The organism is Sciscionella marina DSM 45152, assembly GCF_000379465.1.
Lineage (GTDB): Bacteria > Actinomycetota > Actinomycetes > Mycobacteriales > Pseudonocardiaceae > Sciscionella > Sciscionella marina.
In genome coordinates, this window is sequence record NZ_KB905381.1 from 292,952 (window position 1) to 307,678 (window position 14,727).

The window sequence follows — 14,727 nt, forward strand, 5'->3', positions numbered from 1 at the left end:
CGCTCAGCCGGGCGGCAGGATCGTCTCCGCGGGAGCCGCCGAACCGGTGCGCTTGGTCAGCACCCAGTACAGCACCGCGGGAATGACCAGCCCGATGATCCAGGAGATGTCCGCGCCACCGAGCGGTTCCACGAGCGGACCGGTGTAGAACGCCGTGGACAGGAACGGAAGCTGGGCGAGCACGCCGATGATGTAGGCGGTGAGCGCGGGCATCCGCCAGCGTCCGTAGCGTCCGCCCGGATCGGAGAGCGCGGGCAGGTCGTAGCGCTCCTTCGCGATCAGGTAGTAGTCGACCAGGTTCACCGCGCTCCACGGTGTGAAGAAGGTCAGCAGGAACAACAGGAACGTGGAGAAGGAGTCCAGGAAATCGCCGCGCCCGGCGAGGGCGAGCACGGTGCCCGCGGCCATGATCGCGCTGATCCAGGTGGCCCGCGCGAACTTCGAAACCTCGCGCTGGCCGCGGAATCCGCTGATGATCGTGGTGATCGTCATGAACCCGCCGTACCCGTCGAGCACGCTGACCGTCAGCTTGCCGAAGGCGATCACGAAGTACAGCACGCCCGCCATCGCCCCGGCCCCGCCGAGCCCGACGATGTAGCCGACCTCATGACCGGTGAACGCGCCACCCGCGGCCGCCGCGGCCACCGCGCCGAAGCTCATCGCCCACTGCGCCCCGAGCACCGAACCGCCGAAGGTCCACCAGAACGTCGCCCGCGCAGAGGTGGACCGGGGCAGATAGCGCGAATAGTCCGCGACATAGGGACCGAAGGCGAGCTGCCAGGACGCGGCAAGCGAGATGGCGAGCAGGAACAGCGGGAAGTCGAATCCGCCCGGATGCAGGATGGCGGGCACATCCACGCTGGTGCACAGCCGCACCACCAGATAGAGGAAGGCCAGCGCGCCCACCACACTGGCCACCCGGCCCACCGCGTGGATCAGCCGGTAGCCGATCACCGTCACGACGGCGGTGATCACCGCGAACAGCACGATGCCGAGCACATCGGGTGCCCCGAGCAGGCTGGCCAGCGCCTGGCCGGCGAGCACCGCCCCGCTGGCGAAGAACCCGATGTACATCAGCACCACGAGCACCAGTGGGACCGCCGCGCCGAACACACCGAACTGCGCGCGGCTGGAGATCATCTGCGGCAGGCCGAGTTTCGGTCCCTGCGCGGAATGCAGCGCCATCACCGCACCGCCGAGCGCGTTACCGATCAGCAGGCCGAGCACCGCCCAGAACGCCCCGGAACCGAACACCACCGCGAGCGCCCCGGTGACCACCGTGGTGATCTGCAGATTCGTGCCGAACCACAGGGTGAACTGGTTGACCGGCCGCCCATGCCGTTCGGCGTCCGGGACCACCCCGATCGAGCGCCGTTCGACCAGTCCACCGGAACGCACCGTGCTCGGTTCACTCGTGGCCTCGGTCATCCACACCTCCGTTGGTCGCTCGATCCCCGCCACAGCATCGGATGCGGCTCACCGGTCTGCCAGTGCCCGGATTCCGAAGCAGTCTCGGATACCAGACCTGGATCCTGTTCCGTGGTACGGAACGCGAGCTTGTCGTCGCCGAGCGTGCGGAACAGGATGTCCCGACGAGGAGCGACTCATGATCGTGTGACCCGCAGACAGCGCACCGCGTGCAGCGGTCATGCACCGCGATACCGCACGGACATGAGTCAGGATCGGAATACCGGCCGAGGGCGTTCGAACGCAGCGCGGCGGAGCTCACCGAACGAGGCACGGACGTGGCGCTGCCGGTCCCGCTCTGGGAATCCCTGACGGCGCGGTTATCTGCGACCGGAAACCCCGGAACGACTGGTACACCGGCGAATCTGGCTTGTCCCGGGACAGGGTGACGCGCGCGGGCGGATCGCGTGAAGCCATCCGGGCGAGGCCGACCTGACCGGCTGGTGGTTTCTCTGGCACGCCCTGCGCGGCAGGCTCACCGAGCACGAATGTTGTAGGAACAGCGCGGTGTACGGGATGGAGCGGGACGGGGAGCGCATGGTGTGAACGGGGCGGGAGAGGCGCTGCGGGACGTGCTCGCCATTGAGGACCTGGCGGGCGCGTACCCGGACTGGCGCGAGCTGAGCGCGCGCTACCGGTGAGTGCGCAACCTCGAGGCGGCCCGGCTCGTCGCGCTCCGCCGCAGGCTCGGGCGGTGCTCGACGGCACCGCGCAGTACCTGTATCCCTGGATCTCCGCCACCGTTCGGTGATCCGGAAAGCCGTTTCAGGAGTCCGCGGCCCCGGCAAGCAGTCCGGCGAGTTCGGCCGCCCGCGGACGGCACTGGATGTAGAGCTTGCGGTGCAGTGGTGGGAGAAGCGGGCGCAGCGCGATACCGTCCGGCAGCTGCCCGGGCACCGCGAGGGCAGGGACGATCGCGGCGGTGATGCCCGCGGCGACCATGGTGAGCACGGTAGGGATGTCGCGCACGGTGTGTTCGGGATGCCAGTGCGCGCCACCCTCGGCGAACCAGGCGGCGAGCAGCGGACCACAGGTGCCGCCGGGATCGGCGATTCCCGCGGACTCGAGGCGTACCGCGGGGATCCCGGAGCATGCGGCCAGCGGATGGTTCTCCGGGACGGCGGCGAGGAACCGGTCGGTGATGATCCGGGGCTCCGGTCCGATCGGGACGGTGCTGATCGCGAGGTCGATGGTGTCGGCGGCCAGCCATTCGGCCAGTTCGTCGTCCTCTCCGCGCACGGCGAGGATCTCGCGACGCGGCGAACGTCTGCGCAGTTCGGTGAGCGCGGCGGGCAGCAGCCGGGGATGCGCACTCGCGACGGCACCGGCCCGCAGCGGGGGTTCGTCGGCGTCCGCTCGGAGTTCCTGGATTGCGCGCAGCCCGTGGAGGACGGTTTCGCCGTGTCCGGCGACGGTGCGCCCAAGCGCGGTGAGCTCGGCACCCTCGGCCCCGCGGTGCAGGAGCGGGGCACCGAGTCGGCGTTCGAACGCGGCGATGGTCCGGCTCACCCCGGACTGGCTCAGGTGCAGCGCCTCGGCGGCCCGGGTGAAGTTGCCGTGCTCGGCCACCGTGAGCAGTGCCCGGATGTGCGCGATGGTGACGTCCACTTGGTCATGATCGCAGCGCATACCGGGTATGACGAGGATTCCTTGGACACCGGCGCGCTGCCCGGCGAGGCTGCCCGGTGTGCGTGTGTTCGCCGGTCTCGCCGGACTGTGGTTGTGCTGGGGCACCTCGCTTCCGGCAATGCGGATCCTGGCGGGTGCGGTTCCCGTGCTGCTCGGCATGGGCGCGGTATTCCTGACCGCGGCGCTGGTGCTGCTCGCTGCGCGGCCGGCAGTGCTGCGCGGAATCGGAGCCCGGGCGATCGGCAGGTGCGCCGTGACCGGACTGCTGCTGCTCGGTGCGCAGGGCGCGGTGGCGGTTGCGGAGCGGGAGGTCCCGGCCAGCAGCGCGGCCCTGCTCGTCGCGGCGGTCCCGCTGTGGGTAACGGTGTTGCGCCTGCTCCGCGGGCACCGGACGGGGTGCGCGGGCCTGGTCCGGTTGCTGCTCGGTTTCGCCGGGGTCGGTGTCGTGCTGTACGCGAGCCAGGGCACCGGTTCCGGGGTGTCCGCCTGGACCCTCCTCGTGGTGGCGGCCGCGGTGGCCTGGGCGGGTGGCACGGTGCTCGCCGCGAGCACGCCGACCGGTCCGCTCGCGGCCACGGTCCTGCAGTTGGTTACCGGCGGGATCGCGCTGCTGGTGCTCGGCTGTGTTTGCGGGGAACCGGCCGCCCTGCCCTGGGTACGCGCCGAAGACCTGCTTGCCCCGCTCTATCTGGTGCTCGTGGACTCGCTCGCCGGGTTCGCGCTCTACAACCGGCTGCTGCGAGTCGCCCCGGTATCGCTGGTCAGCACTTACGCCTACGTGGTTCCGCTGGTGGGGTACGCGGCCGGGGTACTGGTGCTCGGTGAGCCCTTCCATCCCCTGGTGCTCGCCGGTGCCGTGCTGGTTCTCGGCTGCGTCGCTGGTGAGGTGCGGGCCGGGGCGCTGCGTCGACGGATCGGAGCTTGGTGTAGACCTGTGGGGGCACGACGACGCGAAGGGGTGGATACGTCGATGGTTGAGACGGTCCAAAAAGGAGAAACCGGACGTCGCGGAAAGGCCATCGGTATTTCGATAGCCGCCGCGGTCGGTGGTTTTCTCTTCGGTTTCGATTCCTCGGTGATCAACGGGGCTGTCGATGCGCTCGGCGCGCACTTCCAGCTCGGTTCGTTCCTCTCCGGATTCGTGGTCTCGATCGCCCTGCTCGGCTGCGCGGTCGGCGCCTGGTACGCGGGGCGGCTCGCGGACAGCTGGGGCAGGCGGCGGGTGATGGTGCTCGGCGCCGCCATGTTCGTGATCAGCTCGGTCGGCTCGGCGCTCGCGTTCTCGGTGCCCGACCTGCTGGTGTGGCGGGTTATCGGCGGACTCGGGATCGGGATCGCCTCGGTGATCGCGCCTGCCTACATCTCCGAGGTGGCACCCGCGGCCGGTCGCGGAGCGCTCGGCTCGCTGCAGCAGCTGGCGATCACGATCGGCCAGCTCGTGGTGCTCAGCTCCAACAAGGGGCTCGCGGGCGCGGCGGGCGGAGCATCCCAGGAACTGTGGCTCGGCATGCCCGCCTGGCGCTGGATGTTCCTCGTCGGCGTGGTTCCCGCTCTCGTGTACGGGCTGCTCGCCTACCTGATCCCGGAATCGCCCCGGTTCCTCGTGCTCAAGGGCAAGCTCGGTGAGGCGGCCACGGTGCTCGGCAGGGTCACCGGGGAAGCCGCCCCGGAAGCGAAGGCCAAGGAGATCGCCGAGACGCTGCGCAACGAACACCGCAGTACCTTCCGCGACATTCGCGGCGCCCGGTTCGGCCTGCACCCGCTGGTCTGGGTCGGCATCATCATGGCCGCGTTCCAGCAGCTCGTCGGCATCAACGCGATCTTCTACTACTCCACGACGCTGTGGAAATCGGTCGGGTTCAGCGAATCCGACTCGTTCACCACCTCGGTGATCACCGCGGGCGTGAACGTGGTGATGACCGTGGTCTCCATGCTCTTCGTGGACCGGATCGGGCGGCGCAAACTGCTCACGATCGGCTCGCTCGGCATGTTCGCCTCGCTGCTGCTGACCGCGATCGCCTTCTCCCAGCAGATGGGCAGCGGTTCCGATGTCTCGCTTCCGGGTGTCGCTGGACCGCTCGCGCTCATCGGGGCCAACGCCTTCGTGGTGTTCTTCGCGCTCTCCTGGGGCCCGATCCTGTGGATCATGCTCGCCGAGATGTTCCCGAACCGGATGCGTGCCATGGCCCTGGCGATCGGGACCGCGGCGAACTGGATCTTCAACTTCATCGTCACCTTCGCCTTCGAGCCGATGACCAGCGAGGTCGGCCTTTCCTGGCTTTACGGCGCGTTCGCCTTCTTCGCGCTGCTCTCGTTCTTCTTCGTGCTGCGCAAGGTTCCGGAGACCAAACAGCGCGAACTGGAATCCATGACCGGCGAGACATACCAGCGCACCGGGTGACGGCCGTCGGGCATCGGGAGCTCAGGCGCGTAGTGCGTCGAGCACGGTTCTGATCAGCGGATGCCCTTCGCGGCCGCGTTCCACGGCGGCGAACACCCGGCGTTCCGGCGGATTCGGGGAGACCGGGCGCACCGCGACCGGGTAGCCGGTGCCGATCGCGGTGCGCGGCACGAGCGCGACCCCGGCACCCGCGGCGACCAGCGCGGTGACCGCGTGGAAATCGTCGCAGGAGTGGGTGATCCGTGGCAGGAAACCCGCGTGCTCGCAACAGGTCTGGGCGACCGCGCGGCACGGGTTGTCCGGAAGCGGGGCGATCCATTCCTCTTCACGCAGTGCCTCGACGGCGATCCGCTCCCCGGCCGCGAGCGGGTGCCCGGGCGGTAGCACGGCATCGAAGGGTTCGGCGTACAGCGAAAATCTGGTCAGCCGGGCGCTGTCGATCTGTGCGGTGGCGCGGTACTCCATGGAGATCGCGATGTCGATCTGCCCGGACAGCAGTTGCAGCAGGCTGGTGTGCGCCTCGGCATCGTGCACCACGATCCGCACCCCTGGGGTGTGCTGCCGCAATGTTCCGATGGCGTTTGCGACGACCTGGGTGATCGCGGAAGCGAACGAGGCGAGGTGCACGGTACCGATGGTGCCCTCGGCGCAGGCGGCGAGTGTCGCCTCGGCGCGTTCCAGTTCGGCGAGCACCGCCTTGGCGTGTTCGGCGAGCAGTTCCCCGGCCGCGGTCAGCTGCACCCGCCGCCCGTGCCTGGACAGCAGCGCCTGACCCGCCTCGTGTTCCAGCGCACCGAGCTGCTGGGACACCGCGGACGGGGTCAGATGCAGCGCCTCGGCGGCCGCGCGCACCGTGCCGTGGTCGGCGAGGGCGCGCAGCACCTGGAGCCTTCGGGGGTCGATCACCCGGCGATGTTATGTCATTTTATTGCGCGCCGCGACGAAGGCGGTCACCGCGCGCTCGATGTCCGCCTCGGTGTGCGCGGCCGACATCTGGGTGCGGATGCGCGCCTTGCCCTTCGGCACCACCGGATAGGAGAAGCCGATCACGTACACGCCCTCGGCGAGCAGCAGATCCGCCATCCGCGCGGCCTCGGCGGCGTCCCCGATCATCACCGGGATGATCGGGTGCTCGCCGGGCAGCAGGTCGAAGCCCTCTTCGGCCATCCGGGAACGGAAGTGGGAGCTGTTGTCCCGCAAGCGTTTCCGTAGATCGGCCGTGGAGGAGATCAGATCCAGCGCGGCGAGCGCGGCCGCGGTGATCGAGGGGGCGAGCGAGTTCGAGAACAGGTACGGCCGGGAACGCTGGCGCAGCAGTTCCACGATCTCGGCGTGTGAGGAGAGATAGCCGCCGCTCGCCCCGCCGAGCGCCTTGCCGAGGGTGCCGCTGAGGATGTCGACCTTGTCGGCCACGCCGAACAACTCCGGGGTGCCCGCCCCGGTCTCCCCGGTGAACCCGACCGCGTGCGAATCGTCGACCATCACCAGCGCGTCGTGTTTCTCGGCCAGCGCGCAGATCTCGTCCAGCGGGGCGAGATAGCCGTCCATGGAGAACACGCCGTCGGTCACGATCAGCCGGGTCCGCGCATCGGCGTGCTCGGTGAGCAGGCGCTCGAGATCGGCCATGTCCCGGTTGCGGTAGCGGGCGCGGCGCGCCTTGCACAGCCGCACACCGTCGATGATGCTCGCGTGGTTGAGCTCATCGGAGATCACCGCGTCCTGTTCGGAGAGCAGGGTTTCGAACAGTCCGCCGTTCGCGTCGAAGCAGGAGCTGTACAGGATCGTGTCCTCGGTACCGAGCCACGCCGAAAGACGCCGCTCCAATTCCTTGTGCGGGGCCTGGGTTCCGCAGATGAACCGCACCGAGGCCATGCCGAAACCCCACTCGTCGAGCGCGGATTTCGCGGCCTCGATCAGCGCGGGATGATCGGCGAGGCCGAGGTAGTTGTTCGCGCAGAAGTTCAGCACCTCGGCCTGGCCGACCCCGATCAGCGCGCGCTGCGGGGAATCGAGTACCCGCTCGTCCTTGTACAGCCCGCCTTCGCGGATCTCGGCGAGCTCGGCGCGCACCACATCGGCGTTCGCGTACATGGAAATGCTCCTCCTAGCGTGTCCAGTCGAGGATGACCTTGCCACAGTGCCCGCCGCGCGCGGTCTCGAACGCCTCGGCGTATTCGGTGTGGTCGAAGCGATGTGTGATCACCGGCGAGAGATCGAGCCCGGACTGCAGCAGCACCGACATGGAGTACCAGGTCTCGAACATCTCGCGGCCGTAGATTCCTTTGATGGTCAGCATTTTGAGCACTACGGCGCTCCAGTCGATCGCGAACTCGGCCGCGGGAAGGCCCAGCATCGCCACCCGCCCGCCGTGCGAACAGTTCGCGATGATCTCGCGCACCGCCGAAGGCTGCCCGGAGATCTCCATGGCCACGTCGAAGCCCTCGCGCATGCCGAGTTCGCGCTGTGCCTCGGCCACGGTCGTCCGGGCCACGTTCACCGCGAGATCCACGCCGACCTTGTGTGCGAGTTCGAGCCGGTGCTCGCTGATGTCGGTGATCACCACATTGCGCGCGCCCGCGTGCCGCGCGACGGCCGCGGCCATCAGCCCGATCGGACCGGCCCCGGTGATCAGCACATCCTCGCCGACGACCGGGAAGCTCAGCGCGGTGTGCACCGCGTTGCCGAACGGGTCGAAGATCGCCGCGACGTCCGGGTCGACCTGCTGGCGGTGCACCCAGATGTTCTGCTCGGGAAGCACGGTCAGTTCGGCGAAGGCACCCTGGCGCTGCACCCCGAGGCCGATCGTGTTCGCGCACAGGTGCCTGCGTCCGGCGAGGCAGTTGCGGCAGGTCCCGCAGACCAGGTGCCCCTCACCGCTGACGAACTCGCCGACCGCGGTCTTGGTCACCCCGGCGCCGATCGCCTCGACCGTCCCGCAGAACTCGTGGCCGAGTACCAGGGGCGGCTGCACCGTCCGTGCCGCCCAATCGTCCCAGGCGTCGATGTGCAGATCCGTGCCGCAGATCCCGGTCCGCATGACCCGGACAAGTACCTCGCCGGGCCCCGGCTCCGGATCCGGTACCTCGGTCAGCTCCAGGCCAGGCCCGGCCTTCGCTTTCAGCAGTGCGCGCACCGCGACTCCGTTCCTTTGTGTTGCTGCCGAGTCTGTCCGGGGGCGCCCCGCACGTCCATCACGTTGTTCTGTATAGCCTGGTAAGCGGGGCTGTACAGCGGAGCGCGGCTGCCGAGGCGTCTCTGCAGAGAAAGTTCTGCAAAGAAACGGCTGCAGAGAAAATTCTGCACTCGGCCGCGCGCTCCCGGCCCCTTACTCCTAGGGTTGTGGCATGCGCCTGCTTCCGATCGGAAAGGTCGCCGAACAGTTCGGGGTCCGTGGCTCCACGTTGCGCTACTACGAGGAACTCGGGCTGCTGTCCCCGCCGCTGCGCAAGGGCGGCAGGCGCTACTACGACGACATGCTGCTGCGCAGGCTGGCGCTCGTCCAGGTGTACGCGGACAGTGGGCTCACCCTGCGCCAGATCAAGGAGATACTGGACAGCGAGGACAGCAGCGAGCGGTTCCACGAAGTGCTCACCGAGCACCGGGATCGGCTCACCGAGCAGATCGCGCGCGCCATCGAGGCGAAAGCGACCATCGAGCACCACCTGACGTGTTCGGCGGAGTTCCCGATGCGCTGCGCGTGGTGGGAGAACCACCTGCAGGCGATCGTGGACCGGAAGACGGGCCCGTAGCGCGCGGGCGCAACAATCGGTAGGCGAGTGCCCCGCTGGCGAGGCCGGTGAGCCCGGCGAGCAGGGCGGCCGCGTGTAGTCCTGTGGTCCGTGCCGCGCCGTACTGGTGGAACACCGAGGTCAGGACGGCGATGCCGAGGGTGAGCCCGATCTGCCGGGCGCAGTTGGCCGCGGCCGAGGCGACCCCGCTGCGCGAGGCGGGCGCGGCGGCCATGGCGGTTGCGGGCAGTACCGGAGAGACCATGCCCGCGCCCGCGCCGGTCAGGATCAGCCCGGCGAGCAGGCTCGGCCAGGAGCCGTCCCCGGCGAACACCCAGGCGAGCGCGCCGATTCCGACGAGGACCGTGCCGCCGCCGAGACTCAGGCGCGGGGCAAGGTGCTGCAATCTGCTGCCGAGCAGTCCGGAGGTGGCGAAGAAGACGGCCGGTTGCACGGCGAGCACCAGGGCGGTGGACAACGCGTCGAGCCGGGCGCTGCCCTCCAGCCACAGGGACAGCACCGGGAGCGCACCGAATCCGGCGAGGTAGTAGCCGAACGCGGTGAGCAGGGTGCCGTTGAATCCGGGTTTGCGCAGCAGGCCGAGATCGAACATCGGATGCGCGCTGTGCCGCTGGGTGTACCGGAAAACGAGCAGGGCAAGGGTCCCGGCGGCGAACCCGCAGAGGGCGCGCACCGAACCCCAGCCCTGTTCCCCGCCGCTGATGATGCCGAAGGTGAACCCGGTCGCGGCGAGAGTGAAGGTGAGGATTCCCGGGTAGTCGATCGCGGAACGGCTGCGTTGTTCGGCGGGCAGGACCGCGGCGGCGAGGGCGAGGGTGAGCAGCGCGAGCGGGACTCCGCCGTAGAACATCCACGGCCAGGAGAAGAACTGGGTGAGCACCCCGCCCGCGATATTGCCGAGCCCCGCGGCGGCCCCGGCGACCGCGCCCCACACCGCGAAGGCGATTCCCTTGCGGTGCCCCGAATACGTGGCACCGATCAGCGGGACCAGGGTGGCGAACATGGCCGCCCCCGCGATTCCCTGCACCGCGCGGGCGAGGATCAGCACCGTCGCGTTCCCGGCGAGCCCGCAGCCGAGCGAGGCGAGCGCGAACAGGCCGAGCCCGCCGAGATAGAGCCGTTTGCGGCCGAGTACATCCCCGAGCGAGCCCATGCCGAGCAGCAGACCGGCGAGCGCGAGCGTGTACACGTCCACAACCCACTGCAGGGAACCGAAATCCGCACCGAGCGCGGTACCGATATCCGGCATGGCGACGGTGACGATGGTGGAATAGACCAGCAGCAGAAACGTGCCGAGGCAGGTCGCGATCAAGGGCAGCCAGGTGCGCACTACGGGGATTCCTTCGAGAAACGTGAACCGAATGTGGTGGTCACCCGTGGCGGGAGCGGGTCATTCCGGGACGCACTCAGGCTGTCAGTTCAAGTGCGCTTGAAGTCAAGGGTGTGCGGGTGCGCGAGATCACGTATCTTATTAAGTTAGGCTTACCTAATATCGTGGCCATGGAACGTTCTCTTCGCGTCGCCGTGGTGGGGGCCGGTCCCGCGGGCATCTACGCGGCCGACACCCTGCTCAAAGCCGAGACCAGTTGCGAAGTCGACCTGTTCGAGCGGCTGCCCGCCCCGTTCGGCCTCGTGCGCTACGGGGTCGCCCCGGATCACCCGCGCATCAAGGGGATCGTGAACGCGCTGCACAACGTGCTGGAAAAGCCGGGAGTGCGGTTGTTCGGCAATGTCGAGTTCGGCGCGGACATCAAGCTCGAGGACCTGCGCTCCTTCTACGATGCGGTGATCTTCTCCACCGGCGCGGACGCCGATCGTGCGCTGGAGATCCCCGGGATCGAACTGCCCGGCAGCTTCGGCGCGGCGGACTTCGTGTCCTGGTACGACGGGCATCCGGACGTGTCCCGGGGGTGGCCGCTGGAGGCCGAATCGGTCGCGGTGATCGGCGCGGGCAATGTCGCGCTCGACGTCGCGCGGATTCTCGCCAAGACCGCGGACGAGTTGCTGTACACCGAGATTCCGTACAACGTCTACCAGGGGCTCGCCGCGAGCAAGGTGCGGGAGGTGCACGTGTTCGGCAGGCGCGGCCCGGCGCAGGCCAAGTTCACCCCACTCGAACTGCGCGAACTCGATCACTCGCCGAACGTCGAGGTGATCGTGGACCCCGAGGACATCGAGTTCGACGACGGATCGGTCGCCGAACTCCGCGCGAACCGGCAGGCCGAGATGGTCACGAAAACCCTGCAGGAGTGGGCGATCCGGGAACCGGGGGACCGGCCGAATCGGCTGTACCTGCACTTTCTGCACGCCCCGGACGAGGTGCTCGGCGGCGACCGGGTGACCGGGCTGCGCACCGAGCGGATGGAACTGGACGGGACCGGGAACGTGCGCGGAACCGGGCGCTACCGGGAATGGCAAGTCGGTCAGGTGTACCGTGCGGTCGGGTACCTTTCCGCACACCTGCCCGAGATTCCTTTCGACCACCGGAACGGGACCATTCCGCATGAGCGGGGCCGGGTGCTGGATATGGACGGCCAGCAACTACGCGGGGTGTACACGACCGGCTGGATCAAACGCGGGCCGGTCGGGCTGATCGGGCACACCAAGGGGGACGCGCTCGAGACGATCACCAGCCTGCTCGAGGACCGGCAGGGCCTCGCGCCCGCCGAGGAACCGGATCCCGACGCGGTGGAACAGTTCCTGCTCGCCAAGGGATGCGAGTACACCACCTGGGACGGCTGGCACCAGCTCGACGGGCACGAACGCGAGCTCGGCGCGGCCAGGGGAAGGGAACGGATCAAAGTCGTCGAACGGGCGGAGATGGTGCGGGTCTCCCAAACACTTCGCCCATAGCAACACTTGTTCGCGCGCGTGGTGGTGCGGTGCCGATGGCCCGCACCATCACGCATCTCAGCCTTCGGCGTCGAACCTGGCGAGATAGGCGAGGCTGGGTCCGCGGTGCCTGGTCATCCGCAGCCCGTGGGAATCGGCCATCCGGCGCAGCCGGGAACGCGGAATCCAGTGCCGGTCGAAGAATTCGCCGACGACCAGCCTGCCCTGCGGGGTGAGCACCCGGGCAGCTTCGCCGAGAACGGCGTGCTGATCGGGAATCTCGCCGAGTGCGGTGACGAGGTAGACCGCGTCGAAACAGCCGTCGGCGAAGGGCAGTTCGCGCGCATCGGCCCGGGTCGCGGTGATGTTGTCGATGCCCCGGTCCTGCGCTCGCCGTTGCACGTGATCGAGCATGTCCTGCTGGATGTCCACGATGTCCAGCCCGCCGCGCGGGCCGAGCGTGGGTGCCACCTGTAGCGCCTGCAATCCCGTTCCCGGGCCGATTTCCAGGATGCGCTCCCCGGGCCGCGGATCGAGTACGGCATCCAGCTGCTTGGCACCGAGCATGGGCAGCGGGAGATCGAGCAGCCAGCGTTGCGCGTACGGGTAGGGAGCGCGGTCGCCGAACCACCACACCGCTGCACCGGCCGCGGCGGCGCCGGCGAGCAGGCCGACGTGGATTTTTCTCATGCCCCGATCATCCCGGTCCGCGCCCGGTGGGCGCATCGGGGGATATCCCGTAGGCTGCTTCCTGGGGATACGGCCGAGGGGACAGGGGGATGAGGGGACAGGGACATGGGGCACGAGCTGGTTCGCCGGGAGGCCGAGCTGTGGTTCCGCCGCCGCGGACTGCCGTCGATCGTGCGCGGCCAGGCCGACGGTCTGCTGGTGCGCCTCGTTCCGGGGCTCGTGTTCGTCGGGCTCCTCGAAGTACTGCTCATCGTGCTGGGGCTGACCGCGGGCCCGGACTTCGAGGAGCGCATGCAGGACGACTGGTTCGCGCTGCTCTACGTGCTCGTGCTGCTGTGCCTGCCGGTCGTGCCGATACTCGGCTCCTGGCTGGTGTCCGGCTGGGTACGGGCCCGGATCCTGGACGGTGGCGGCGTTCCGGTCGCCCTCGCGGCACTGGTGCTGTTCGTGCTCGCGGTCCCGTTCATACTGCTGCTCGGCAGTCCCCGCGATCTCGGATACGGGTTCGCGATTCAGCTCCTGTTCGCCGCGATCATCGCCGGGCTCTGCCTGCTCGGTGCGGGTTCGGTGCTCGCCTGGGCCTCCAGGGCCGCCGTGCGCCAGACCAAGACTCTCGGCACGCTCACCACGCGGGCGCTGCCCCTGCTGCTGTTGTTCAATGTGCTCGGTTTCCTGAACAACGAGGTGTGGCAGATGGCCGGGTCGCTGAGCCGCGCGGAGATGTGGCGGGTCGTCGGGCTGTTCGCCGCGGTCGGGGTGCTGTTCCTGGCTTCCATGCTGCCCAAGGAACTGCACGCGCTGCTCGACTCACAGACCGTCGCCGACCGCGACGACCGGCTGCACGGCACCCCGTTCGCCGGGCACGACCGTCCCGCCGAGCGGATTCCGCTGCAGCGCAGGGAACGGATCAACATGGTGCTCGTGCTCGCAGTCACCCAGGCCATGCAAGCGGTCTACCTCGGCGCGCTGATGTTCGTGTTCTTCGTGCTGTTCGGAACCGCTGCCGTCAAACCCGAGGTCATGGAACAGTGGGGCGGGCACCCGCCGACCGAGGGGAAACTGTTCGGTATCCACACCGGGATATCCAACGAACTGCTCGACGTCTCGCTGTTCATCGCCGCCTTCTCCGCGCTCTACTTCGTCGCCTCCACCGCGACCGATGCGCTCTACCGCAGCACCTTCTTCGACCCACTGCGCGAACACATGGCGGTCAGCGTGGCGGCTCGCGATGCCTATCTCGCCCGCTGGGGAACACACCGGACTGCTTGAGCGGTTGCCTCAGGGACCGCCGTCACTTCCGCGGCAGGACGGTTTTGGTGGCGGTTGTCGCGATCCCGGCAGCGAGGCCGCCGATCCCGGCTGTCACGCCACCGAGGTACGCCCTGGCGATGGCGCGGGGTGAGGCCTCGGTCCGTTCGGGCAACGAGGCGAGCCAATCGAGAGCCTGCTCGGTTTCATCGTCGGCGAAAACGTGGACAGGGCACGGCATCCACAAACCGATACCTCGGGTGGACCCACGTATCCACCCCTTGTCGGTGGTGACCGCGCAACCGTCGAGAATCGGCAGATAGCGCATGCCCAGCCGGGCGTCCGCCCACAGGGCCCCCGCGGTCAGCCGCCGGAATTCCGGCCCACAGCGGTACAACAGGCGTAGCCGCGATCCCGTCTTCGTCACCTGGTCGACCAGTGGCGTGAAGACCTCGTCGTAGTCGTGTCCGGTGACCACGCCGAGCGCGTCCAGGGCCTGTACCCCGCGGGGAAGTTCGCTCAGTCGCTGCAGCATCACGATCTCCCTCCGGTGGCCGATCGAGTGGAGCCAGGCGGATCATTCTACGCGTGTCCTGGCTCGCCAGTACCTCTTCGAGTGCCGCGTCGCGCCATCGTAGACCTTGACCCGGGCCTTCGTCGGCCGATACGTTGATCGAAAGAGGTCAGACCTCAGTCCTCAACGTGGAGGTC

At 68.6% G+C, this 14,727-nt stretch carries 11 protein-coding genes and 1 pseudogene; 4 read left to right on the forward strand and 8 right to left on the reverse strand.

Features of this window, described 5'->3' with window-relative positions; all coding sequences use genetic code 11:
• Positions 1-3: 3 nt before the first annotated feature.
• Both A37U_RS0107320 and A37U_RS0107335 read right to left on the reverse strand, forming a co-directional pair.
• Positions 4-1,428 (reverse strand): purine-cytosine permease family protein, encoded by a 1,425-nt coding sequence (locus A37U_RS0107320; protein ID WP_020495971.1) that lies wholly within the window; start codon positions 1,426-1,428, stop codon positions 4-6.
• An 804-nt stretch (positions 1,429-2,232) separates the two neighbouring features.
• Positions 2,233-3,075, reverse strand: coding sequence for a LysR family transcriptional regulator (locus tag A37U_RS0107335; protein WP_157182676.1), 843 nt, complete (start codon positions 3,073-3,075; stop codon positions 2,233-2,235).
• Between the two features lie 79 nt (positions 3,076-3,154).
• Between A37U_RS0107335 and A37U_RS53425 the strand changes: the two genes are divergently transcribed.
• Positions 3,155-5,497 (forward strand): sugar porter family MFS transporter, encoded by a 2,343-nt coding sequence (locus tag A37U_RS53425; RefSeq protein ID WP_020495975.1) that lies wholly within the window; start codon positions 3,155-3,157, stop codon positions 5,495-5,497.
• 21 nt (positions 5,498-5,518) lie between these two features.
• Here A37U_RS53425 and A37U_RS0107345 read toward each other — a convergent pair whose 3' ends face one another.
• The 3 genes from A37U_RS0107345 to tdh are packed head-to-tail and all read right to left on the reverse strand — an operon-like array spanning position 5,519 to position 8,630.
• On the reverse strand, positions 5,519-6,403 hold the full coding sequence (locus tag A37U_RS0107345) for a LysR family transcriptional regulator (RefSeq protein WP_020495976.1): 885 nt from the start codon (positions 6,401-6,403) through the stop codon (positions 5,519-5,521).
• Between the two features lie 9 nt (positions 6,404-6,412).
• Positions 6,413-7,588, reverse strand: a complete 1,176-nt coding sequence (locus A37U_RS0107350) for a glycine C-acetyltransferase (protein ID WP_020495977.1) — start codon at positions 7,586-7,588, stop codon at positions 6,413-6,415.
• A gap of 13 nt (positions 7,589-7,601) precedes the next feature.
• Positions 7,602-8,630, reverse strand: coding sequence for an L-threonine 3-dehydrogenase (gene tdh / locus A37U_RS0107355; RefSeq protein WP_020495978.1), 1,029 nt, complete (start codon positions 8,628-8,630; stop codon positions 7,602-7,604).
• Between the two features lie 211 nt (positions 8,631-8,841).
• Between tdh and A37U_RS53430 the strand changes: the two are divergent.
• Positions 8,842-9,096, forward strand: a pseudogene (locus A37U_RS53430) (helix-turn-helix domain-containing protein); the annotation flags it as partial.
• Between the two features lie 10 nt (positions 9,097-9,106).
• Here the strand turns inward: A37U_RS53430 and A37U_RS0107365 are convergent.
• Positions 9,107-10,576 carry an MFS transporter gene (locus A37U_RS0107365; protein ID WP_020495980.1) on the reverse strand — a complete coding sequence of 490 codons (1,470 nt, stop codon included), beginning with the start codon at positions 10,574-10,576 and terminating at the stop codon, positions 9,107-9,109.
• Positions 10,577-10,773: 197 nt separating this feature from the next.
• Between A37U_RS0107365 and A37U_RS0107370 the strand changes: the two genes are divergently transcribed.
• A complete protein-coding gene (locus tag A37U_RS0107370) occupies positions 10,774-12,099 on the forward strand; it encodes an FAD-dependent oxidoreductase (protein WP_026196958.1) in 1,326 nt (441 codons plus the stop codon).
• A 57-nt stretch (positions 12,100-12,156) separates the two neighbouring features.
• Here the strand turns inward: A37U_RS0107370 and A37U_RS0107375 are convergent, their stop codons facing one another.
• Complete coding sequence (locus tag A37U_RS0107375; protein WP_020495982.1) at positions 12,157-12,768, reverse strand: class I SAM-dependent methyltransferase; 612 nt, start codon at positions 12,766-12,768, stop codon at positions 12,157-12,159.
• 105 nt (positions 12,769-12,873) lie between these two features.
• Here A37U_RS0107375 and A37U_RS0107380 point away from each other — a divergent pair, with 105 nt between their 5' ends.
• A complete protein-coding gene (locus A37U_RS0107380) occupies positions 12,874-14,037 on the forward strand; it encodes a hypothetical protein (protein ID WP_020495983.1) in 1,164 nt (387 codons plus the stop codon).
• A gap of 22 nt (positions 14,038-14,059) precedes the next feature.
• On the opposite strand, the gene A37U_RS0107385 is transcribed toward A37U_RS0107380, so the two are convergent.
• Positions 14,060-14,551 carry a SpoIIAA family protein gene (locus A37U_RS0107385; protein ID WP_020495984.1) on the reverse strand — a complete coding sequence of 164 codons (492 nt, stop codon included), beginning with the start codon at positions 14,549-14,551 and terminating at the stop codon, positions 14,060-14,062.
• Positions 14,552-14,727: the final 176 nt, after the last annotated feature.